This is a genomic window from Azospirillum sp. TSO35-2 (genome assembly GCF_003116095.1).
Taxonomy (GTDB): Bacteria; Pseudomonadota; Alphaproteobacteria; order Azospirillales; family Azospirillaceae; genus Azospirillum.
Window position 1 is genome coordinate 768,749 of the sequence record NZ_LGRA01000018.1, and the last position, 22,941, is coordinate 791,689.

20 protein-coding genes and 1 pseudogene are annotated in these 22,941 nt (G+C 68.2%); 8 read left to right on the forward strand and 13 right to left on the reverse strand.

The genetic code is table 11. The features are described from left to right. A pseudogene (locus tag TSO352_RS14420) lies at positions 1-278 on the forward strand (hypothetical protein); the annotation flags it as partial. Positions 279-295: 17 nt separating this feature from the next. On the opposite strand, the gene TSO352_RS14425 reads toward TSO352_RS14420, so the two are convergent. Then, positions 296-1,297 (reverse strand): TerC family protein, encoded by a 1,002-nt coding sequence (locus tag TSO352_RS14425; protein WP_109107993.1) that lies wholly within the window; start codon positions 1,295-1,297, stop codon positions 296-298. Positions 1,298-1,743: 446 nt separating this feature from the next. On the opposite strand from TSO352_RS14425, the gene TSO352_RS14430 reads away from it, so the two are divergent. The 4 genes from TSO352_RS14430 to TSO352_RS14445 all read left to right on the forward strand — a co-directional run bounded on the left by TSO352_RS14430 (position 1,744) and on the right by TSO352_RS14445 (position 5,764). Beyond that, a complete protein-coding gene (locus TSO352_RS14430; protein ID WP_109108333.1) occupies positions 1,744-2,019 on the forward strand; it encodes an HU family DNA-binding protein in 276 nt (91 codons plus the stop codon). A gap of 35 nt (positions 2,020-2,054) precedes the next feature. Next, positions 2,055-2,465, forward strand: coding sequence for a MucR family transcriptional regulator (locus TSO352_RS14435; RefSeq protein ID WP_109107994.1), 411 nt, complete (start codon positions 2,055-2,057; stop codon positions 2,463-2,465). A gap of 721 nt (positions 2,466-3,186) precedes the next feature. Beyond that, positions 3,187-4,077: an RNA polymerase sigma factor RpoH gene (gene rpoH, locus TSO352_RS14440; protein WP_109107995.1), complete on the forward strand. Its 891-nt coding sequence runs from the start codon at positions 3,187-3,189 to the stop codon at positions 4,075-4,077. Between the two features lie 340 nt (positions 4,078-4,417). Continuing rightward, the gene (locus TSO352_RS14445; protein ID WP_109107996.1) at positions 4,418-5,764 is read left to right on the forward strand and encodes a globin-coupled sensor protein; all 1,347 of its coding nucleotides are present in this window, start codon (positions 4,418-4,420) and stop codon (positions 5,762-5,764) included. A gap of 150 nt (positions 5,765-5,914) precedes the next feature. Here the strand turns inward: TSO352_RS14445 and TSO352_RS33520 are convergent, their stop codons facing one another. Continuing rightward, positions 5,915-6,085, reverse strand: a complete 171-nt coding sequence (locus TSO352_RS33520; protein WP_199231600.1) for a hypothetical protein — start codon at positions 6,083-6,085, stop codon at positions 5,915-5,917. A gap of 398 nt (positions 6,086-6,483) precedes the next feature. Between TSO352_RS33520 and TSO352_RS14450 the strand changes: the two genes are divergently transcribed. After that, the gene (locus TSO352_RS14450; RefSeq protein ID WP_247872104.1) at positions 6,484-7,131 is read left to right on the forward strand and encodes a GNAT family N-acetyltransferase; all 648 of its coding nucleotides are present in this window, start codon (positions 6,484-6,486) and stop codon (positions 7,129-7,131) included. Between the two features lie 13 nt (positions 7,132-7,144). Here TSO352_RS14450 and TSO352_RS14455 read toward each other — a convergent pair whose 3' ends face one another. Beyond that, positions 7,145-7,618, reverse strand: coding sequence for a hypothetical protein (locus tag TSO352_RS14455; protein WP_109107997.1), 474 nt, complete (start codon positions 7,616-7,618; stop codon positions 7,145-7,147). Between the two features lie 192 nt (positions 7,619-7,810). Here TSO352_RS14455 and TSO352_RS14460 point away from each other — a divergent pair, with 192 nt between their 5' ends. Then, positions 7,811-9,004, forward strand: a complete 1,194-nt coding sequence (locus tag TSO352_RS14460) for an alpha/beta hydrolase (RefSeq protein WP_247872105.1) — start codon at positions 7,811-7,813, stop codon at positions 9,002-9,004. Positions 9,005-9,026: 22 nt separating this feature from the next. Here the strand turns inward: TSO352_RS14460 and TSO352_RS14465 are convergent, their stop codons facing one another. From TSO352_RS14465 to TSO352_RS14490, 6 genes are all read right to left on the reverse strand, one after another. Then, positions 9,027-9,884 carry an alpha/beta hydrolase gene (locus TSO352_RS14465; RefSeq protein ID WP_348770631.1) on the reverse strand — a complete coding sequence of 286 codons (858 nt, stop codon included), beginning with the start codon at positions 9,882-9,884 and terminating at the stop codon, positions 9,027-9,029. Positions 9,885-9,925: 41 nt separating this feature from the next. Beyond that, the gene (locus tag TSO352_RS14470; RefSeq protein ID WP_109108000.1) at positions 9,926-10,813 is read right to left on the reverse strand and encodes a transglycosylase SLT domain-containing protein; all 888 of its coding nucleotides are present in this window, start codon (positions 10,811-10,813) and stop codon (positions 9,926-9,928) included. Positions 10,814-10,914: 101 nt separating this feature from the next. Further along, positions 10,915-13,056, reverse strand: coding sequence for an excinuclease ABC subunit UvrB (uvrB, locus tag TSO352_RS14475; RefSeq protein WP_109108001.1), 2,142 nt, complete (start codon positions 13,054-13,056; stop codon positions 10,915-10,917). A 412-nt stretch (positions 13,057-13,468) separates the two neighbouring features. Further along, entirely contained in the window at positions 13,469-13,855 is a 387-nt protein-coding gene (locus TSO352_RS14480) for a DUF6285 domain-containing protein (protein ID WP_109108002.1), read from the reverse strand. Further along, entirely contained in the window at positions 13,855-14,952 is a 1,098-nt protein-coding gene (locus tag TSO352_RS14485; RefSeq protein ID WP_109108003.1) for a phosphotransferase family protein, read from the reverse strand. Before TSO352_RS14485 ends, TSO352_RS14480 begins: the two co-directional genes overlap by 1 nt. Before the next feature lie 215 nt (positions 14,953-15,167). Further along, complete coding sequence (locus TSO352_RS14490) at positions 15,168-17,816, reverse strand: glycosyltransferase family 2 protein (RefSeq protein ID WP_109108004.1); 2,649 nt, start codon at positions 17,814-17,816, stop codon at positions 15,168-15,170. A 226-nt stretch (positions 17,817-18,042) separates the two neighbouring features. On the opposite strand from TSO352_RS14490, the gene TSO352_RS14495 reads away from it, so the two are divergent. Continuing rightward, on the forward strand, positions 18,043-18,258 hold the full coding sequence (locus TSO352_RS14495) for a hypothetical protein (RefSeq protein ID WP_146210764.1): 216 nt from the start codon (positions 18,043-18,045) through the stop codon (positions 18,256-18,258). A gap of 99 nt (positions 18,259-18,357) precedes the next feature. Here TSO352_RS14495 and gcvPB read toward each other — a convergent pair whose 3' ends face one another. From gcvPB to gcvT, 4 genes are all read right to left on the reverse strand, one after another. After that, on the reverse strand, positions 18,358-19,923 hold the full coding sequence (gcvPB, locus tag TSO352_RS14500) for an aminomethyl-transferring glycine dehydrogenase subunit GcvPB (RefSeq protein ID WP_109108006.1): 1,566 nt from the start codon (positions 19,921-19,923) through the stop codon (positions 18,358-18,360). Beyond that, a complete protein-coding gene (gene gcvPA, locus TSO352_RS14505) occupies positions 19,920-21,263 on the reverse strand; it encodes an aminomethyl-transferring glycine dehydrogenase subunit GcvPA (RefSeq protein WP_109108007.1) in 1,344 nt (447 codons plus the stop codon). Before gcvPA ends, gcvPB begins: the two co-directional genes overlap by 4 nt. 1 nt (position 21,264) lies before the next feature. Beyond that, complete coding sequence (gcvH, locus tag TSO352_RS14510) at positions 21,265-21,639, reverse strand: glycine cleavage system protein GcvH (protein WP_109108008.1); 375 nt, start codon at positions 21,637-21,639, stop codon at positions 21,265-21,267. A 106-nt stretch (positions 21,640-21,745) separates the two neighbouring features. Continuing rightward, positions 21,746-22,858 carry a glycine cleavage system aminomethyltransferase GcvT gene (gene gcvT, locus TSO352_RS14515; protein ID WP_109108009.1) on the reverse strand — a complete coding sequence of 371 codons (1,113 nt, stop codon included), beginning with the start codon at positions 22,856-22,858 and terminating at the stop codon, positions 21,746-21,748. Positions 22,859-22,941 lie beyond the last annotated feature (83 nt).

The window sequence follows — 22,941 nt, forward strand, 5'->3', positions numbered from 1 at the left end:
ACTTCTGCGCGCCGCACCGGCCGACCATCCTGACCGGCCTGCCGCTGGGCAGTTGGGCGCCGGAGCAGAAGAAGCGCTGGGTTGCCCGCATGCTGGGCGCCGATGTTCCGGTCATCACCTGCATGGCCCGCGACAAGGCTCGCTACGCCGGCCCCGGGACCGTGCTGGTCGACGACCGCGAGAAGGCCCGCGATCCCTGGGAGGCGGCGGGCGGCCGGTTCATCCTCCACCGCACCGCCGCCGACAGCATCGCCGAACTGGTCAAGCTGGGGTTCTGAGGGGAGCGCCGCCCCCCTTACTCCGCCGCCTTCACCCCTGTCTCCCGGCTGGTCTTCCACAGCGACACCACGACGCCGCCAGCGATCAGGCCCAGCGTGACGCCAAGCGTGATCAATGGGTCGGGCTTGGCGACGAGCTGGGTGTAGAAGATCTTGGCGCCGATGAAGACCAGCACCAGGGCCAGGGCGTATTTCAGGTAATGGAAGCGGTGAACCATCGCCGCCAGCGCGAAATACAGGGCGCGCAGGCCGAGGATGGCGAAGATGTTGCTGGTGTAGACCAGATAGGGGTCGGTGGTGATGGCGAAGATCGCCGGCACGCTGTCGACCGCGAAGACCAGGTCAGCCAGTTCGACCATGATCAGCGCCAGCAGCAGCGGCGTCGCCATCCAGCGCATCACCACACCGCCACCCTGCCCCGCCACCGGCTGCTTCACCAGGAAATGATGGCCGTGGAAGCCGTCGGTGACCGGGATGTACCGCTTCAGCAGACGCAGCACCGGGTTGCCGGCGATGTTCGTCTCGGACTCGGCCGTAAACAGCATCTTCACGCCGGTCAGCAGCAGGAAGGCGCCGAACAGATAGAGGATGCCGTGGAATTCGGCCACCAGGGCGGCGCCGGCGCCGATCATCAGGCCGCGCAGGACGATGACGCCCAGGATGCCCCAGAACAGCACCCGGTGCTGCAACGCACGGGGAACGGCGAAATAGCCGAAGATCAGCGATATGACGAAGACGTTGTCGAGCGACAGGCTCTTCTCGACGAAGAAGCCGGTGTAGTATTGCAGACCGGCCTCGCCGCCCATCGACCACCAGATCCAGCCGCCGAACAGCATCGCGACGGTGATGTAGAAGGCCGACAGCTTCAGGCTTTCACCGATCCCGATCTCATGGTCGCGCCGGTTCAGCACACCGAGATCGAGCGCCAGCAACGCCAGGACAACCCCGACGAACACCAGCCAAATCCAGATTGGTTTTCCCAGAAATTCGAGAAAAACCGGTGCGATCACACTGTCCATCGCAAGACCCACTTGATGACGCTGCGTCAGCGAAGAAATCAAGCGGTTCCGACATCACGACCGACGCCTCGGTCGCCAGAGGGGCCCGGACCCGAACTCTTTGCCAGATGGTGACGCCACCGTAAGGGTCAAGATGCGGCCTCACACCGCGTCGTCCGGCAAAGCATCGGCGGGCCGGATTGTTCCGGCGATCCTTGCAAAGCCTTGGGCGAGTCGCGGGACGAGTCGCCGGACCACGGTCAGCGCTGACGCCGGCGAACGGCCGGAATCATGGCGGCGAAGCGCCGGGACTCGGCGCTTGATGCATCGCCGCCACAGGTCGGATGGGAATAGAGCGCAAGAAAAACACCGTCGGTTGCCAATCCGTTGTTCGCTCTTGTGCGGATGGTGCCGTTCTGCCAATAACTCCGAAAAACCGAAACCAAACCGACCAAATGGAGTTTTGCATGAACCAGGCCGAACTGATCGAGACTGTCGCCACCAACGCCGGCATCAAGAAGGCCGACGCGGCCAAGGTCGTTCAGGCGGTGTTCGAGGGCATCTCCGGTGCGCTGGGCCGCGGCGAGGACGTGCGTCTGGCCGGTTTCGGCATTTTCGAGGTGGCCGAGCGCGCCGCCCGCGAAGGCCGCAACCCGCGCACGGGCGAGGTTGTCGCCATCGCCGCATCGAAGGCCCCGAAGTTCAAGCCGGCCAAGCAGTTGCGCGACCAGGTGAACGGCTGAGCCACACGCCGCCACTGCCGTTGGGGAGCGCAGCCATGACCATCGATACGACCGATCTGCAATCGCTGACCGCCAAGGTCGTTGCCGCCTATGTCGGCAACAACTCGGTGCCGGTCCATGAACTGCCGACGCTGATCAACAGCGTACAGGCCGCTTTCCGCAACCTGGGCGACGACAAGCCGGCCCCGGCCAAGGCGGAACTCGTGCCCGCCGTTGCGATCAAGAAGTCGGTGACCCCGGAATTCATCGTCTGCCTGGAAGACGGGAAAAAGCTGAAGATGCTGAAGCGGCATCTGAAGACCGTCTACGACATGACCCCGGACGAATACCGCGCCAAGTGGGGCCTGCCGGCCGAATACCCGATGGTCGCCCCGAACTACGCCAAGGCGCGTTCGGAAATGGCGACCAAGCTGGGCCTGGGCCGCAAGCGCGCGACGACCGAATAATCGGGACGTCACCGCCTTCGGATTGCGGCAACGGCGCGTCCTTCGGGACGCGCCGTTTTCGTTTCGTGACCCTCCGGCGGCATCGATGCGGTGCCGTCACGCTTCCGTTCGGGTATGACCGTCCGGCCAGCTCCGCCATTCCCCAACGCTCCGCATCCTGCCTTGCGGATGTATGACGAAGGTTCGGGTGGCGAAGCCGCTCGGCCTTCCCATCTAGGGTCCTAGGCCACGGGCGGTTCCAGACCCTCCCTCGCCGCTGAGGCATAGCCGCCTCCCGCCCCCTGGGCTGACCTTCAGCCAATCCCCTTTGCGGTGGCGGTGCCGGACATTCGGCTGGTGGGACAGGTAAGGGATCAGCCGGCAAAGCGACCTGCCCGAAAGTTCATCGGCGGATCGGCAACGGTCATAGGCATGCGTCCTCCGCCAGACTGCCGGTGCGCGTGGAAGAAGAGCCTGGGTATACGCCGAAAAACACCCGGAACATGCCGTTTACAGGCTTGATCCGTTGGGTTTGCGCGGCCACATTAACATTGTCGGAAGGACGCACTTCCTGACGACACCCAGAAAATACAAACCCCACACCAGCAAGAGCCGAAGCGACGGACGATATTCCTGCGTCCGCCGATGGATCATCGCCTCTCAGGCGATCCCCGTCACGGGCTCCGCCACGAGCAGGCCCCACGCGGGTTGGCCGTGAAAGCGTTGGAGAGGAGGCATTCGCGTGCTGAAGAAACTGCTGACCGGTGAAAACGCCAGCCTGACCCGCTACATCGAGGAGTCCAAGCGCTTTCCCATCCTGGCGCCGGATATCGAACGCGACCTCGCCATCGCCTGGCGGGAGCGCGGCAATCCGCAGGCGCTGGAGCAGCTCGTGGGCAGCCATCTGCGCCTCGTCATCAAGATCGCCCGTGGGTTCGGCGGCTACGGCCTGCCGCTGGTCGATCTGGTGGCGGAGGGCAACGTCGGCCTGATGCAGGCCGCCCAGAAATTCGACCCGCAGCGCGGTTTCCGCTTCGCCACCTACGCCACCTGGTGGATCCGTGCGGCGATCCAGGAATACATCCTCCACAGCTGGTCTCTGGTGAAGATGGGCACGACCGCCGCGCAGAAGAAGCTGTTCTTCAACCTGCGCCGCCTGAAGAGCCAGATGGCGGAACTGGAACAGGGCGACCTGTCGCCGGAGACGGTGGCGACCATCGCCGCGGAGCTGGACGTACCGGCCGCCGAAGTGGTGGAGATGAACCGCCGCCTTGCCGCCAACGACAGCTCGCTCGACGCCACCCTGTCGTCCGACGGCGAAACCAACTGGCTGGAACTGCTGGCCGACGACCGGCCGACGCAGGACACCATGCTGGCCGAGGCCGACGAACTGGCGCTGCGCCGCCGGCTGGTCGGTCAGGCGCTCGACCGGCTCGATGCCCGCGAGCGGCGCATCCTGTTCGAACGCCGCCTGAAGGACGATCCCTCGACCCTTGAAGCGCTGAGCCAGCAATTCTCGGTGTCGCGTGAGCGGGTGCGCCAGATCGAGGTACGGGCCTTTGAAAAACTTCAGAAAGCGGTGCTGAGCGCGGCCCAGGCGTTGCGCCGTCCGGCGACGCCGATGGTTGCCTGACGGCCCCTTCCCCTTGCCCCCGTCCGGCGCTGGCAGCGCGCGGGACAGGGCTCGTGCGGTGAACCGGACGGCAGTCCGGGGCACCGCACCACTCCCGCGGGCCTGTCGCCCGCCTGTTGCCTCCAGACCTGTCACCTTACCGCCGGCGGCGCCATCAGCTCCGCCGGCTTTTTTCTGTTCGGATCACGGCGCCCGGTGGTTCCCTCGCCGGTCGGCGGTCTGCGACAATGTGACCGGTTTAACGATGCGCCCGGCTGAGCATGATGTGCCGCCTGTTGGAAAATTTTGCATTTTGCGAAATATTTACTACTGTTGGCATATCTCATTCGGAGAAGGCTTCATGTCGAACGTTGCGCAGACTCAGTCCGTTATCGACCGCATCAGCTTCCTGCGCATCGATGAGGCCACCAAGGCCACGTTGAGAGAGTTCCAACCCCATCTGGCGCAGCGGATCGACCAGATCCTGGAGGAGTTCTATGTCTACCTGCGGTCGGTGCCGCAGGTGGCACCGCTGCTAAGCAACCCGGCGACGGTGGGCCGCGCGCGCGACCTTCAGAAGCAGCATTGGCTGCGCAACGTCTTCACCGGCACGTTCGACGAGGCCTACGTCAATCAGGTGCTGAAGATCGGCCAGACGCACCAGCGCATCGGGCTGGAGCCGCGCTGGTACACCGGCGCCTATTGCTTCACGCTGAACAAGTTGATCGATCTGGCCAGCCAGATCCATCGCAAGAAACCGGAAAAGCTGGCGCAACTGCTGCAGGCGATCAACAAGGCCGTGTTCCTGGACATGGACCTTGCCACCTCGGTCTACATCGACCTCAACACCGCGGCGATCATCGCCCGGGAACTCGGCACGACCGCCGACAGCTTCGAACGCGAGGTCAAGGGTGTGGTGCAGGCGGTGGCGACCGCGGCGCAGCAGTTGCAGGGCAGCGCCCTGACCATGAGCCGCACCGCGGAACGGACCAGCGAGCAGTCCACCCAGGTGGCCGCCGCGGCCGAAGAGGCCTCCGTCAACATCCAGACCGTCGCCGCGGCGGCGGAGGAACTGACCGCCTCCATCGGCGAGATCACCCATCAGGTGACGCAGTCCGCTGCCATCGCCAACGAGGCGATGACCGAAGCGGAGCGCACCAACGCCACCGTTCAGGGGTTGGCCGACGCCGCCAGCAGGATTGGGCAGGTGGTGAAGTTGATCCACGACATCGCCAGCCAGACCAACCTGCTGGCGCTGAACGCCACCATCGAGGCGGCCCGCGCCGGCGAGGCGGGCAAGGGTTTCGCCGTCGTCGCGTCGGAGGTCAAGAGCCTCGCCAACCAGACCGCCAAGGCGACGGAAGAGATCAATTCCCAGATTGGCGCCGTCCAGGGCGCGACGCAGGAGGCGGTCGGCGCCATCCGCTCCATCTCCGGCACCATCGCCCGCATCAACGAGATCTCGACCTCCATCGCCACGGCCATGGAGGAACAGGGCGCCGCGACGACCGAGATCGCCCGCAACGTCCAGCAGGCCTCCATCGGCACCCGCGAGGTGAGCGAGACCATTGTCGCGGTCAACGCCTCGGCCAACGGTGCCGGCGATGAAGCCCGTCATGTGCTGGACGCCACCAACGAGTTGTCGCGCCAGTCGAACACCCTGAGGACCGAAGTCGACCGCTTCCTTACCCGCGTCCGCGCCGGCTGACCCCTCACTGCCGCGGCAGGGCCCGCAACGACGAAGGGCGCGCTCCACGGAACGCGCCCTTCGTCGTTTGGCCCTTTGTCATTTGGCCCGCGCCGTTCGACGATCGGCGTTCGTGGACCACCGCCGGCGCAACCCGCCGGTGATGGCCCATCAGGGCAATGTGCGGACCACGAGGTCGCTGACCGGGATGTTTTCGGCCAGGGCGGCGCGGCGCACCTCGTCCACGCTGCGCCAGTGGCTGCGCCCGCCCAGGCTGGTCAGGCAACCGCCGCGCATGGCCACGAACAGTCCGGTGCGTCCAAGATTGACGATCCTCATCATGATTCACCTCCCCCAATCACATGAAAACATTTTAGATAAGTTTCTTAGGGTTCCGAAAAACAGAAGAATGCTTCTCTGCACGTGCATGTGCTTATCAAGCACAGCCGTGTGGCGTCAATAAGACTTCCGTCATTCAACCCTGCAACGAACTCCATACGGGTCCTTCGGGGACGGGCATAGAACTCTTCACCGCCACCGCAAATTTCCCCCGAATCTTTAATCAGGCTGAATATTCTCTAAAATTTTACGGAAGTGATCGCTGAGGGTGCTGACCGTTCCGTTCACCGGTCCTGGCCGAAAGCCTTATGCCGACCGATCAGCACTGGAACGGCCGTGCGGTGTGTAAGGTTGTTTCCGGCAGACCCGGACGCCCGCTTGGCAGGGTGACGGCCACGACGATGATGGGAACCGCGCAGGGCATCGGCATCATGGCACCAGCAAACCGGCGCACCGTGGCGAAGCACCCCATGTCGGAGCCGCAGGGGTCAGGTGCACCGGCCGTCGGCCGCACCACCCTGCCGCTGCCGGTGACGGTCCGGCCGGCCCGTGAGACGGACTTACCGACGCTGGAATGGTACGGCCTTCACACACCGCACCGCGAGATCATCGCCGGCGCCTACCGCCTGCAGGAACGCGGTGATGGCGCCATGCTGCTGGCCGACGTCAACGGCTTCCCCGCTGGCCAGATCTGCATCGACTTCCTGCGCAAGCGTCCGAGCGGCCGGGCCACCCTGTGGGCGTTGCGTGTGTTCCAGCCGTTCCGCGGGCTTGGGCTGGGGGCTTTGCTGTTGCGCGCGGCGGAACAGGTCGTGGAGCAGCGCGGCGTCACGGTCGCCGAACTGGGGGTTGACCGCGACAACGCCGGAGTTCTGCCCTTCTACGAGCGGTTCGGCTACCAGCACTGCGGGCGGGAGCGCGGTCAGTTCATCTATCACACGCCGGAGGGCCGGCTGGTCCGTGTCGCCATCGACCAATGGCTGCTGGAAAAACAGCTCCCGGCCGAGAGCGGCGGTCGACACCTGGCGGTTCGGAAAGCCGCCGAATAGACCTCCGCGCCGGTCACTCCGCGGCCATCGCCGCCACCAGCCGCGCCGCGCGCCGCCGCGGCAGATGAATGCGCGCGCCGTCCAGGATGCCCGCCAGTTCGCGCAGGGCGTCGGTCGCCATGCACAGCGCCACCAGCGGCAGCCAGCGGTCGAACAGTTGGGCCGCGCTTTCCGCGTCGCCGCCCTGCACCGCCGCCAGCGCATCGAGCAACGCCGCCTCGTCGACGCTGATGCGGCTGCAGGCGGGGCAGCGGATCTCCGGCCGCCGCGAACCGGCCACCGCGAAGGTGCCCAGCAGCGCGAACAGCGGCAGCAGGGCGGTGTTCGGCACCCCGGCAACGTTCAGCCCAATCCGCATCGACGCCATTGCCCCGGCGGTGCCGGCGCGGAACCACTGCCGCACGCCGCTCAACAGCGCCCGCTCAGCCGCCGTCAGGTCCGACGTCGTCCAGGGCGACGGCCGCCCCTCACCCACCGTACCGCACATGCCGATGCTCCTTCGTTCGGTTGCGGGGGCATCCTAACGTCGGACGCGATTGATTGCGAGTCATTCTTAATTGCGACACATTGACCCTGCCGCACCTGTGATAAAAAGCGGGCGCCAGGGAACGGAAAGGTCGCGTTAACCTCCCCAGCCAATTCTGAACCGACCAGCAGCACAAGGGAGCCGGTGGGGATGATGCGGACGCTTCGAGACGCCTTTCTGGGGTTGATCGCGGTGGTGGGGCTGCCCATGGCCTGCGGTTTGGCCGGTGGTCTGGCCGCCACCCCGGCGGCAGCCCAGATCATCCTGAAGCCCGCCTATGGCGAAGCATCGCTGGCGGGGCCGGCCAAGGCCCGCGGCGCCGTGGTGTGGAGCCACGGACGTTCGGTGGAATCCGAGGATTCGGAGGCGCCGACCCCGCTCTACATGAAGGCGATGCGCGACGCCGGCTGGGACGTCTACCGCCTCGACCGCATGCGGGTCAGCGACACGCTGCCCAACAGCTCGCGCGCGCTGGCCGGCTATGCCGAAGCGCTGCGGGGCAAGGGCTATCGCCGCGTCACCCTCACCGGGCAGTCCTTCGGCGCCTTCATCTCGCTGATCGCCGCTGGACAGACCAGCGCGGTCGACGCCGTGATCGCCACGGCGCCCGCCGCCTTCGGCAATTTCACCGAGGCCTTCGACAGCTACCGCGAGAACGCGGCGCAGCTCTGGCCGATCCTGCGCAACGTGCGTCAAGCCCGTGTCATGCTGTTCTTCTTCCACGGCGACGATTTCGATCCGGGCGGACGCGGCGAGCCGGCGCGGTCCATCCTGACCCAGCGCGGCCTGACCAACCTGGTGATCGACCAGCCGGCGCTGCTGACCGGCCATGGCGCCGCCAACACCGGCCTGTTCGTCCGCCGCTTCGCCGGTTGCATCATCCGCTTCGCCGAGGCACCGACCTCCCCCAACGACCCGCCCTGCGACGACTCCTGGGGCCGCAGCCCGAGCGCCGAGCTGATGCAGGCCGCCATGCCCGCGGTCGGTTCCGGGTCGGCCAACGGCACCCCCGCCAACACCCCCGCCGCCGTTGCCGCCGCCGCGCGCCCCTATGTCGGGGTCTGGTACGGCAGCTACATCAACGGCCGCGAAGTCGCCCTGTCGGTGGAAAAGGGCGACGGCGACGCGGTCTACGCCGATTATGTCCTGGGCGCCGGGATGGAGGCCGACCAGCCCTTCGAGCGGGTCCGCCGCAAGGGCCGGATCGAGGATGGCGAACTGGTGTTCGACGAGAAGGGCCGCAACCTCCTGCGTTATCGCCTGCGCCCCGACGGCCGCATCGCCGCCACGTGGCTCGACAAGGACGGGCACGGCCGGCTGGATACGGTGCTGCGCCGGGTGAACTGAGCGCAGCGCCACCGGCGGAGGCTCAGCCCTCCGCCAGGAAGTTGCGGACGACCGCGATCTGGTCGGCGGTCATCAAGGCCGGGGCGTGGCCGGTGTTGGGGAACTCGACCACCCGCACCAGACCGGAGGCTCCCGGACCCCGCTGGGTCATCCGCTCCGCCGTTTCGGCGCTCAGCAGGTCGGAATCGGCGCCGCGCAGCACCAGCACCGGGCAGCGCACCCGGTCCCACAGCGCCCACAAATCGACGTCGGTGATCGGCGCCGTCTTGAACGCCTCGCCGATCGCCGGATCATAGGCCAGCCGGAACCGCCCGTCGGGCATCGGCCGCGCGCTGTGTTCGGCCATATGGCGCCAGCAGTCGTCGCTGATGGTGCCGAAGCCCATCAGGACGAAGCGCAGGTAGGATTCCAGCGCCGCCATGTCCTCGAACACCGGGTCCTTGCCGACGTAGTCGGCGATTCGCTGCAACCCGGCCTGGGCGATGAAGGGGCCGACGTCGTTGATGACCATGCGGCGGATCGGACTTTTCGCCTGCGCGGCCAGCGTCATGCCGATCAGCCCGCCCATCGAGGTGCCGACCCAGTCGACCTGCTCCACCCCCAACCGGGCGATCAGCGCCACCATGTCGGCGCAATATTGCGGGTAGCCGTAGAGCGCCGGCACCGGCAGCCAGTCGCTGCGCCCGCGCCCGACCACGTCGGGGCAGGCGACGCGCCAACCATCAACCAGCGCCAGCGCCAGCCGGTCGAAATCACGGCCATTGCGCGTCAGCCCATGGACGCACAGCGCGGTGCGCGCCGCGTCGTCGCGCCCCCACTGGGTGTAGGCGATGCTGTGGAACCCGGCGGCGCTGAGGCCAAGGACGCTGCGTTCGGACATCGGCACGGGCGGGTCACTCCTGTTCCGGGCTTGGGATTCACTCACCCCTTTTTCGGCGATTTGGCCGGGCGTGGCAACTCCGCAGCCTCGTCCTTGGCGACACCGGCGAACGCCGGCGACGGTTCCGCCACCGCACTGTCAAAGGGATGGCGGTCGGCGGCGTAGAGGCGGCGGATGATGCGCACGTAGTTGCGCGTCTCCTCATAGGGCGGGATGCCCTTGTAGCGGTCGACCGCCCCCTCGCCGGCGTTGTAGCCGGCCAGCGCCAGCGTGACGTCGCCCTGGAAATAGGCCAGCAGCCAGCGCAGGTACTTCACCCCGCCGGTGATGTTCTCGCGCGCGTCGAAGACGTTGCCGACGCCGAAGCGGTCGGCGGTGTCCGGGATCAGCTGCATCAGCCCGGCGGCGTCCTTGGGCGACACCGCGTCGGTGCGGAAGGCGCTCTCCGCCTGGATCACCGCCAGCACCAGCGCCGGGTCGAGGCCGTATTTCGGCGCGATGGCGTTGACCAGAGACACCACCTCGGCCGGCGGTGGACCGAGTTCGCGCACCGGACCGGCCCCCGGCCGGCACCAGGGGCGGATGCGCCCCATCCGGCCAGGAACGTAATTGACCAGCCGGCGCGCCTCCGGATGCCCGCGCGAGGCGGCGGCGCGCAGCCATGCGGTGCCGAGCCGGCGGTTCTTGTGCACCCCGGCACCGAACAGGTACCGGCGGGCCAGCCGATAGGCGGCGTTGGCGTCGCCCTGTTCGGCAAGCTCGCAGTCGGTGGACTTGGTCTTGAGCGACGGCGGCGGCAGCTCGGCGACCGTTGCCGGCTTCGCCGCGGATTTGGCGTCCGCTGCGGCGGCGATGGGAACCGACGCCAACCCGGCGCCCCACAGCGCCAGCGCCATCAGCGGCACCATCACGACACGGCGAAACGACAAACCTCGGCCCTCCTCCGGCTCCCCGCGTCGTCCCGCGGGAAGCGGGAGTATGGTGATGCAACCAGCCGACGACAAGGGTGGCGCCCGTTCCAGCCGCAAGCTCACGGTCCGCGGCGGCGCCGTCCCTGCTTCTTCGAGGCGCCTTCGGGGATGCCGCGGCCCTGGCGGGCGGTGCTGATGCCGATGCTGCCGGGGGTTTCCAGACCCAGATCCATCGCCTCCAGCCGGCGCAACTCGTCGCGCAGCCGGGCGGCCTCCTCGAACTCCAGGTCGGCGGCAGCGGCGCGCATGCGCTTTTCCAGGTCGGCGATGACGGTCTTCAGGTTGTGGCCGACCAACTCGGTGGCGTTCAGCCCGGTCTTCACCGTCACATGGTCGCCGCGTTCGTAGACGCTTTCCATGATGTCGCCGATCGCCTTCTTGATCGACTCCGGGGTGATGCCGTGTTCCAGATTGTAGGCCATTTGCTTTTCACGGCGACGTGCCGTCTCGTCAATGGCGTACTTCATGCTGTCGGTGATCTTGTCGGCGTAGAGCAGGGCGCGGCCGTCGACGTTGCGCGCCGCGCGGCCGATGGTCTGGATCAGGGACGTCTTGGAACGCAGATAGCCTTCCTTGTCGGCGTCCAGGATCGCCACCAGCGCGCATTCCGGGATGTCCAGCCCCTCGCGCAGCAGGTTGATGCCGACCAGCACGTCGTAGGCGCCGAGCCGCAGGTCGCGGATGATCTCAATGCGCTCCAGCGTCTCGACGTCGGAGTGGATGTAGCGCACGCGCAAGCCCGCCTCGTGCATGTATTCGGTCAGCGCCTCCGCCATCTTCTTGGTCAGGGTGGTGACCAGCACGCGGTAGCCCTTGGCCACCACCTCCTTGCACTCGCCGATCAGGTCGTCGACCTGGGTCTCGGTCGGGCGGACGATCACCGGCGGGTCGATCAGGCCGGTCGGGCGGACCAGCTGTTCGGTGAAGACGCCGCCGGTGCGCTCCAGCTCCCAAGGGCCGGGCGTGGCCGAGACGAACACCGTCTGCGGCCGCATGCCCTCCCACTCCTCGAACTTCAGGGGGCGGTTGTCCTTGGCGCTGGGCAGGCGGAAGCCGTAGTCGGACAGCGTCGACTTGCGCACCAAGTCGCCGCGGTACATGCCGCCGATCTGCGGCACCATGACGTGACTCTCGTCGACGATCAGCAGGGCGTCGCCGGGCAGATACTCGAACAGCGTCGGCGGCGGCTCGCCGGCGGCGCGGCCGGTGAGATAGCGCGAGTAGTTTTCGATGCCGGCGCAGGAGCCGGTCGCCGCCATCATCTCGATGTCGAAGGTGGTGCGCTGCTCCAGCCGCTGCGCCTCCAGCAGCTTGCCTTCGGCGGCGAACTCCTCCAGCCGATCCTTCAGGTCCTTCTTGATCTGGTTGATCGCCTGATTGAGCGTCGGCTTGGGCGTCACATAGTGGCTGTTCGGGTAGACGCGCACCGCCTCCAGCGCCGCCAGCTTCTCGCCGGTCAGCGGGTCGATCTCGTGGATGCCCTCGATCTCGTCGCCGAACAGCGAGATGCGCCAGGCGCGGTCTTCCATGTGGGCGGGGAACAGCTCCACCGTGTCGCCGCGCACGCGGAACAGGCCGCGCCCGAAGGCGGCGTCGTTGCGCTTGTATTGCAGCTCGGTCAGCTTGCGCAGCAGGTCGGGCTGGGCGATCACCTCGCCCTTGCGCAGGTCGACCGTCATCTCCGAATAGGTTTCGACCGAACCGATGCCGTAGATGCACGACACCGAGGCGACGATGATGACGTCGTCCCGTTCCAGCAGCGCCCGCGTCGCCGAGTGGCGCATGCGGTCGATCTGCTCGTTGATCGAGGATTCCTTCTCGATGTAGGTGTCGGTGCGCGGGACGTAGGCTTCCGGCTGGTAATAGTCGTAATAGGAGACGAAATACTCCACCGCGTTGTTCGGGAAGAAGGACTTCATCTCGCCATAGAGCTGCGCCGCCAGCGTCTTGTTTGGCGCCAGCACCAGCGTCGGCCGCTGCAGCGTCTGGATGACGTGCGCCATGGTGAAGGTCTTGCCCGACCCGGTGACGCCCAGCAGCACCTGATCCTTCTCGCCCTGCCTCAGCCCGGCGGTCAGTTCCTCGATCGCCCGCGGCTGGTCGCCGGCCGGCGTGTAGTCCGACACGATGACGAACGGCTTCCCGGCTTCCAGCTTCGCGAGCGGCTTGGCGGGAATGGCGGAGAGGACAGGGCTTGCCATGGGGCGACGATCCGATCAGAGGAGGGGTACGGAACGGGAACCGATTATATGGAGCCACCGCCTCCCGCTGTCGAGTGCCGGCTGTGCGGCGCTGCTTCCCACGCAGAGCTTGGCGTGAGAACCGGAGCGGCATCTTGGCAGGTCGAGCCGCCCTGCTGATCGCGAATGGAACATTTGAAACCGGGTGAAACGTTCACGCCGGGCTGTTTCATCGTTCCATTCGCCCGGACGGCCGCCATGCGTCGGATCGGCGGACAGCAAACGGGCCGATTGTGGAGTGGTTGCGTGTCGGTCGGCAGCGGCGGGACATGCAGGAGCCTCCATCATATGGAACAGGCTTCTCCTTCCTAGCACGGCCACAGGTCGGGAATAAGCGGAGGATAAAAAACCTCGTCGGCGACCGGATCCGCCCCTACCCCGCCGCCTTCGGGTTCAAGATCGCCAGCCGCGCCTTGACGATGGCCTCCAACGAATCCAGCAGCGTGTCCTGGCCGTCGTGGTCGAAGTCGCCGGCGGCGATCTCGATGCACAGGCGGTGTTGCAGCGCCTCGACCCGGTGGCGCAGGTCGTTGCCACCGAGATCGTCGTAGGCGTCCTCGCCGTAGAGCAGGGCGAGCGCCGCCAGCATGGCGTGGCCGGAGGCGTCGAGGCCGGTCAACTCGCGCTGGGCAATCTCCAGCGCGTTGGCAACCATCAGCGCGGCGTAGCGCGCCTCGGGCGCCACATGGGGAAGCACGTCGGTGCGGAAGGTGGCCGCGGCGATGTCCAGCAGCCCGCGGGCGTCGGGGTTGGTCCGCATCAAGCCACCTTGTCGATGGCCGAACCGACGGCCGAGGTCGCCGACAAACCGCCGATCGACCGCAGATGGCGCAGCATGTCCATTTCGATCTCCGGCAGCATCCGGCCGGTCAGCGCCAGTTCCAGCGACGGTTCGGCGCCGGAGGTGTGGCGGCGTCCCTGCTCGACCGCGATGGCGGCCCAGCGCAGGTAGGCGGCGGTTTCCCAATAGGCGACGCGCGCCGGATCGACGCGGCGGCCGGAGGTTTCCTCATAGCCCGCATAGAAGTCGGCGCGGTCGGCGATGCCGCCGGCCTCGCGGTCGGGGCGGCGGAAGCGCCAGGAACGGGCGCAGAACCAGCCCAGATCCTCCATCGGGTCGCTGAAACCGGCGAACTCCCAATCCAGGATGGCGGTCAGGGCGCCGTCCTTGACCAGATAATTGCCGGTGCGGAAATCGCGGTGGCACAGCACCACCGCCCCCGGCAGCGGCGCGTTGACCTCCATCCAGCGCAGGCCCCAGGCCAGCACCGGGTCGCGCCGCCCGAGGTCGCCGAGCCAGGCGCGGAATTGCGCCAGCGTCTCCTGCGCCGGGCATTCCGGCGCTTCGGCGAGCCGGTCCAGGCCGGGCGTGTCGGGTGTCACCCGGTGCAGCCGGCCGAGCTGCCGGCCGAGTTCGCGCGCCAGGTCCGCCTGCGGCGCCTCGGAGCGGGTGATGGCGTGGCCGGCGCCCAGCCCTTCGGCCCGCCGCATGATGTAGAAGTCGGGGCCCAGCACCGCCGGGTCGTCGCAGGCGAACAGCGGCTCCGGCGCCGCGACGCCGGCCGCGAAGGCGGCGCGCAGCACCACGAACTCCCGCAGCTTGCCGATGCTGGCGGAGATCCGTCCGCCCCCCTCCGCCCGCAGCACGCAGGCGTGCCGCCCGGCCAGCGGGCCGCCGTCGATGTCCAGCGTCACCGCCAGATTGAGGGAGATCGCACCGCCGCCCAGACGTCCGTCCTCGGTCACCGTGACGCGGGAGGCACCGGCCTGCCCGGCCAGCCACCCTTCCAGGCGGCCCCGGTTGTCGTCCGCCAGCAGGGAGCGCGGCGGTTGATCGGACGCGGAGACGACGTGCATGGCTTCCTCCCTCGGAATTGCGGTCCGGTTGCTGCGGTTCGGTCGCGCGTTGGCTCGCGCGTCGTTGTCGGGCGTCGATGGTATCAGGAAGCGCCGCACTCACAAGTTTGACCTTGGTGGGAAGGGCGTAGCTCCTCCCAAAAAGACACCCCCTCCCCCGCCGGGCAGGCGGGAAAGGGGGCGGTGTGGGCGACGGCAGGACGATCTTGGGAGCGTCAGGCGGCCATCGGGCGGTTCGCACCCTGCTCCTGGGCAACCGGGGCGGTCTGCTGGACCGCGGGAACCGGCGCCGGCTTGGCCTCGCGGACCGGCAGCATGTCACCGATGGCGAAGGCGACGGCCATCAGGTTGGGCACCGCCATGGCGGCGAGCAGGATCGACCACAGCTCCAGCGACAGGGTGCCCAGCGGGTTGACCAGGGCCGCGGTGGCCGAGGCGGCGACCAGGGCGCCGGACAGGATGGCTTCCGGCCGGGCGCAGAAGCGGCCCTTGGACCGCTTGCCGCCCTTGGCGGTCACCCGGAAGGCGTCCTGTTTGCGGACCAGACCGCGCAGGGCGGCCAGCGCCACGGTGGTCGACAGCGCCATGCCGACGGCGCAGGCGCCCAGGCTCTCCTTCCAACTGTTGCCGGAGGCGTAGCGCGAGGCCAGCAGGCTGGAACCGGCGCGCAGAACCAGGGCACCCAGGACGGCGGCGGTGGCGGCCACCGGCGGCAGGTGCAGCGGCAGCACCAGCGAGGCGAAGGTCCAGACCACGGCGGCGGCGGCGGCGGCCAGGCCGACGGCGTCGGACCACCAGCGGATCCAGTTGGTGACGTAGCCCAGCTTCTGCCGCGCGCTCAGCTCGGCCGAACCCGGCAGGAACTTCTTCCAGTGGGCGCGGACGATCTGGGTCGAGCCGAACACCCAGCGGTCGCGCTGCTTGCGGAACTGCATGAAGTTGTCGGGGGCCAGACCAGCGCCGAGACGCTCGTCGGTGTAGGCGGCGCGGTAGCCGGCCGACAGGATGCGCAGGCCCAGTTCGGTGTCCTCGCAGATGCCGGCCTCCGACCAGCCGCCGACCTGGTCCATGGCGGAGCGGCGCAGCATGATCATCGTGCCGTGGCAGATGAAGGCCTGGGACGACACGCCTTCCTGCATGCCGACGTCGAAGAACGGACGGTACTCGGCGGTCATCGCGGCCTTCAGCGCCGTCTCGTGGCCGTCGCGGTGTTCCTGCGGCGCCTGGACGATGCCGACCGACGGGTCGGCGAAGGTCGGGGCCAGCTTCGACAGCCAGTCGGGCGACACGGTGTAGTCGGCGTCCAGCACGGCGACGATCTCGGCCGACGGGTCGGTGTGGCGCAGCGCGGCGTTCAGCGCGCCGGCCTTGAAGCCGGAGATCTTCTTGTACCAGTGGAACTTGAACTTGGGGCCGAGCGCCTGGCACATCTCCTCCACCGGGCGGACCAGATGCTCCTCCTCGGTGTTGTTGATCAGGACGACGACCTCGTAGTTCGGGTAGTCCAGCCGCGACAGCGAGGCCAGCGTGGCGTTCAGCACGTCCGGCTGCTCGCGGCAGGCGGCGACGTGGATCGACACCATCGGCGTGTGGTGACCGGCGGCCGGCACGGCGTGGGGCAGCAGCGCCGGGGCGCGGCCGGTCAGCAGGCGGCGGGCGACGTCGACCAGATCGGCGAAGGCGATGCTCATCATCAGGGCGCCGAGCGCGAAGGCGGAGCCCCAGGTGGTGACGGCGCCGAAGGTCAGGTACTCGGCGAAGGCGCCGGCCACGGCGGAGCCGATGGCGAAGCCGATGATGTTGGCGCCGAGCGAGGCGGCCAGCGCGAAGCCGGCGTTGGTCCGGCGGCGGAACACGGCGAAGGCCGACAGGGCAAGGCCGACGGCCAGCGCCACGGCGGCGCCGACCCGGTCGCCGTAGGGAGCGGCGACGGCACCGGTCATCGCCCATTTCGGCTGGCGATCGGCGTCGAGCACGCCCCAGGTCGGGCCGGGCGAACCTTCGATGGTCGACTTCCACACGCCGTCGAACGCCTCGACGACGTTGTAATGGATGCCGAGCGCGTTGGCTTCGGCCGCGAAGCCGCGGACGACGGCGGCCTGCGCCTCCGGCGTCGGGTAGGCGTCGTGGAAATTCTCGCCGCCCGACGGCCAGCCGACCTCGCCGACGAACAGCGGCTTGCCCGGATGCGCCTTGCGCACGGTGTCGAGGCGGTCGCGGATCCAGATCAGCGCGTCGGTGACCGGCACGCCTTCCCAGTAGGGCAGCACGTGGACGCCCATGAAGTCGGACGCCTTCACCGTGGCGTCGGCCTTGACCATCTCCGACCAGACGTCGGCGGTGCCGACCTTGATGCCGGCGGGGACGGCGGCGCGGACGCACTTGATGTAGCCGGCCAGTTCGGCGTCGGTCAGTTCGGCGCGCAGCAGCGTCTCGTTGCCGACGACGATGCGCTTGATGCCGCGGAACTCCTTGGCCAGCGCGATGCCGTGCAGCACCTCCCGCTCGTTGCGGACCTTGTCCTTGCTCAGCCAGATGCCGAGCGTGACGTCCAGGCCCTTGGACACCGCGACCGCCGGGACCTCGCCCTGCGACCCCAGCGTGGAATAGGTGCGCACGCCGTCGGCGAAGCCGGCGATGGCGCTCATGTCCTTCTCGATGTCCTGGCGCGGCACCACCGGCTGGTGGTTCGGGTCGTAGTTGCGGCCCGACGGCGAGTAGGACACGGATTCGATGCGACCGGGCTCCGCCTCCACCGGCGTCGGCGCGTTGCGCCAGGACCAGAAGGACGCGTGGCCGGCGGTCACGGCCAGCAGTGCGGCGGCAATCGCGGCGCGCCGGATCGGGTTCTTCGGGTTGCTCATGGGGAGTTCGCGTTGCCCTGTGCAGGGTGGCCGGGGCCACCGGAGTTGCAGGGTGGCTCGTGGCCACCGGACATCGCCATGAACGGCCACACCCCCACGACTATTCCGTGCTTTCTGAAAAATTTTTGTGCGCTGCGGCAGCGGGTGCGGTCGGAGGAACTCTGCGGGGATGGGGCTGTTGGACAACATCCACCTTGACCTCCGCCTCACCCAGGAGACCAACCCCATGGCCAACCGCCACGAACAGACCCCGGAACACAAGAAGGCCCACGACCTCGCCGAGCAGGCGCTGGACAAGGCGGCCGGCGGCGACCCCCGCAAGGCGCGCGAGCTGATCGAGGAGGCCAAGCGCATCGACCCGAAGATCGGCGACGAGATGGCCCGCGAAGCCGCCGAGGATCAGAAGAAGGCCGACAAGTACGTCGACAAAAACGACAAGTGAGCTGTTGCCCCCTCCCCGACCCTCCCCCGCGTTCGGCGGGAGAGGGTGCCTTTTGCCAAAGCGGCGGAGGGTTAGGGAGGGGGCAACCGCCGCGGCCCCTTACTCCGCCGCCAGAGCCTCCGCCGCGACCGGCGGGGTCCAACGCAGCACCGGCTTGCGGGCAGCCGCCGTCTCGTCCAGGCGGCGGCGCGGGGTCAGGCGCGGGGCCGCCTGGAAATAAGCGGCGTCGCCCGACTTGGCCCGCTCCGCCAGCGCGCGCAGCGCGTCGACGAACTGGTCCAGGCTGGCCTTGCTCTCCGTCTCGGTCGGCTCGATCAGCAGGGCACCGTGGACGACCAGCGGGAAATACATGGTCATCGGGTGGAAGCCCTCGTCGATCAGCGCCTTCGCCATGTCGAGCGTGGTGACCCCGGTCCCCTTCAGGAAACGGTCGTCGAACAGGCACTCGTGCATGCACGGGCCGTCGAAGGAGGCCGTCATCACGTCCTCCAGCCGCGCCATCACGTAGTTGGCGTTCAGCACCGCGTCGCCCGACGCCTGCCGCAGCCCATCGGCGCCGTGGCTGAGCATGTAGGCGAGCGCGCGGACGAACATGCCCATCTGGCCGTGGAACGCCTTCATGCGGCCGAAGGCCTGGCCGCCGCCGGCGTTTTCGACCAGCGCGAAGCCGTTCGCGCCATGGGTGACGTAGGGCACCGGGATGAAGGGCGCCAGCGATTCCGCGAACACCACCGGCCCCGACCCCGGACCGCCGCCGCCGTGCGGGGTGGAGAAGGTCTTGTGCAGGTTGATGTGCATGACGTCGATGCCGAGGTCGGCCGGACGCACCCGCCCGACGATGGCGTTGAAGTTGGCGCCGTCGCAGTAGAAATAGGCCCCGGCCGCGTGCACCGCCTCGGCGATCGTGATGATGTCGCGTTCGAACAGGCCGCAGGTGTTGGGGTTGGTCAGCATCAATCCGGCGACGTCGGGGCCGAGCTTGGCCTTCAGCGCCTCCAGGTCGACGCGGCCGTCGGCGGTCGCCGGGATGGCGTCGACGCTGTAGCCGCAGGCGGCGGCGGTCGCCGGGTTGGTGCCGTGGGCGCTTTCCGGCACCAGGATCTTGGTGCGGCCGCTGTCGCCCTTGGCTTCGTGCGCAGAGCGGATCGCCATGATGCCGCACATCTCGCCATGGGCACCGGCGGCCGGCGCCAGCGTCACGGCGGCCATGCCGGTCAGCGTCTTCAGCCAGTGGGCCAGTTGGTCCATCAGCTCCAGCGCCCCCTGCACCGTGCTGACCGGCTGCAGCGGGTGGACGTCGGAGAAGCCGGGGAGCCGCGCCATCTTCTCGTTCAGGCGCGGGTTGTGCTTCATCGTGCAGGAGCCCAGCGGGTAGAAGCCGCTGTCGATGGCGTAGTTCTTCTGCGACAGCCGGGTGTAGTGGCGGACCACCTGCGGCTCGGCAAGGCCGGGCAGCCCGACCTTGGCGCGCGGCTTCACCGCGCCCAGGCGCGAGGCGACCTTCGGCACGTCGGGCAGGTCGACGCCGCAGCGGCCGGCGCTGTCCTGTTCGAAGATCAGCGGCTCTTCGATCTGCAGGCCGCGGTTGCCGGTGTAGGTGCCGGTCACGGCGTCCGCCGTGCCGGCGGGAATGGCCGACGGACGGCCCTGGGTGTTCATGCTCATGCCAGAACCTCGGTCAGCGCAGCCGCGAAGGCGTCCATGTCGGCGTCGGTGTTGGTCTCGGTGACGGCGACCAGCAGCAGGTCATCCATTTCGCCGGGGTAGAGGCGCGACACCGGCACGCCGCCCAGGATGCGGCGCTTGGCCAGCTCCTCGACCACCGCCGCGGCCGGCTTCGGCAGCTTCACCGTGAACTCGTTGAAGAAGCCGTCGTTCAGCAGCTCGACGCCCGGCACCGCAGCCAGCTTGTCGGCCAGCTGGACCGCCTTGGCATGGTTTAGTTGGGCGAGCTGGGTGATCCCGGCCTCGCCCAGCAGGCTGACATGAATCGAAAAGGCCAGCGCGCACAGGCCGGAGTTGGTGCAGATGTTCGACGTCGCCTTCTCGCGGCGGATGTGCTGCTCGCGGGTGGAGAGCGTCAGCACGAAGCCGCGGCGGCCGTCGGCGTCCACCGTCTCGCCGCACAGGCGGCCCGGCATCTGGCGGACATACTTGTCCTTCACCGCGAACAGCCCGACATAGGGGCCGCCGAAGTTCAGCGCGTTGCCGAAGGACTGGCCTTCCGCCGCGACGATGTCGGCGCCCATGTCACCCGGCGGGGTCAGCAGCCCCAGCGACAGCGCCTCGGTCACCACGACGATCAGCAGGGCACCCTTGGCCTGGCAGGCGGCGGCAAGCTCGGTGTAGTCGCGGACATGGCCGAACAGGTCGGGGTTCTGCACGACGACGCAGGAGGTCTTGTCGTCGACCAGCGCCAGCAGATCCTCGCCGCCCCGCGGGGCCGGCGGCAGGGCCACCGCCTCGAAGCCGATGAAGCGGGCGTCGGTGGTGGTCACGTCGCGGTAATGCGGGTGCAGGCCGCCGGACAGGATCGCCTTCTTCCGCCGGGTGACGCGGTTGGCCATCATCACCGCTTCGGCGCAGGAGGTGGCGCCGTCGTACATCGACGCGTTGGCCACATCCATGCCGGTCAGCAGCGCGACCTGGGTCTGGAACTCGAACAGGACCTGCAGCGTGCCCTGGCTCACCTCCGGCTGGTACGGGGTGTAGGCGGTCAGGAACTCGCCGCGCTGGACCAGATGGTCGACGGTCGCCGGCACATGGTGGCGGTAGGCGCCGGCGCCGAGGAAGCTCGGCACCGACCCGGCCGGAAGGTTCTTCGCCGCCATCGAGCCCAGCAGCCGTTCGACCTCAAGCTCGCCCATATGGCTGGGCAAGCCCCCGATCGGGCCGGCCAGCCGGGCCGCCTCGGGCACGTCGCGGAACAGGTCGTCCACCGATGTCGCGCGGGTGGCCGCCAGCATCGACTGCCGGTCGGCCTCGGTCAGGGGCAGATACCGCATGTTAGTGGGATTCCTCCACGAAGGCCTTGTAGGCCGCTTCGTCCATCAGCGCGTCGAGCTGGGACAGGTCGCTGAGCGTGAGCTTGAAGAACCAGCCGTCGGTTTCGGCAGCGCTGTTGACCATCGCCGGGTCGTCGACCAGCGCCTGGTTCGCTTCCAGCACGGTGCCGGACACCGGGGCGTAGACGTCGCTGGCGGCCTTCACCGATTCGACGACGGCGGCTTCCTTGCCCTGCTCCAGCTTGCGGCCGGCCTCGGGCAGCTCGACGAACACCACGTCGCCCAACTGGCTCTGGGCGAAGTCGGTGACGCCGACGGTGCCGACGTCGCCTTCGACGCGCACCCACTCATGGTCCTTGGTGTACTTCACGGTCATCTGGGAATCCCCTGTTCCTGAAAATCGTTCGTTTGATTTGGAGATCGAAGTTCTTGGGTTCCGTCATCCCCCTGCGGGGACGACGGCCGACAGAGCGGCTGTCGGGTCAGCCCCGGTAATAACGTTGGGGCACGAAGGGCGTGGCGGCGACGCGGGCCGGCAGCGGCTTGCCGCGGACGATCAGCGCCAGCGGCGTGTCGATGGCGGAGTTGGCGGTGTCGACATAGCCCATGGCGACCGGCGCCCCGGCGGTCGGGCCGAAGCCGCCGCTGGTGATCTCGCCGATCCGCGTGCCGCTGGCGTCCTGGATCTCGGTGTGATCGCGGGCCGGCTGGCGGCCTTCCGGCTGGATGCCGACGCGGCGGCGCGACGCGCCCTCGGTCAGTTGCCGGTGGATGATGGCGTAGCCGGGGAAACCGCCCTCGGCGCGGCGGCGCTTGGGCAGCGTCCATTCCAGCGCGGCTTCGACCGGGGTGGTGGTGGTGTCGATGTCGTGGCCGTAGAGGCAGAGCCCGGCCTCCAGCCGCAGCGAGTCGCGGGCGCCCAGCCCGATCGCCTCGACCTCCGCCTCGCCGAGCAGGGCGCGGGCGATGGCCTCGGCGTCGGCCTTGTCGCAGGAGATCTCGTAGCCATCCTCGCCTGTGTAGCCGGAGCGGGTCAGGATCACCGGCACACCGTTGAAGGTGGCGGACAGGTAGCTCATGAACTTCATGGTGGCGGCTTCCGGCACGAAGCGGGCCATCACCGACGCCGCCGCCGGACCCTGGAGGGCCATCAGCGCCAGATCGTCCAGCAGTTCGACCTCGGCCTTGCCGGCCAGCTTTTCGCGCAGGTGGGCGACGTCCTGCTCCTTGCAGGCGGCGTTGACGACCAGGAACAGGTGGTCGCCGGCGTTGGTCACCATCAGGTCGTCGAGGATGCCGCCCTGCTCGTTCAGGAACAGCGTGTAGCGCATGCGGCCCTGCGCCAACCCCTTGATGTCGCCGGGAACCAGCGTTTCCAGCGCCGCGGCGGGATCGTCACCGGTCAGGCGGACCTGCCCCATATGCGAGACGTCGAACAGCCCGGCCTTCTCGCGGGTGTGCTGGTGCTCCTTCAGGATGCCCAGCGGGTACTGCACCGGCATGTCATAGCCGGCGAAGGGCACCATACGGGCGCCCAGCTCGACATGGAGCGCGTGCAGCGGGGTGGTCTTGAGAGCGGTTGCGGCCTCGGTCACGCGGGTCCTCCGACAGGGGTATGGCGCCCGCGCCGGGATCGGCGCGAGGGCTTGCCCCCTCTGTCTTGGACCTGAGAGATTCA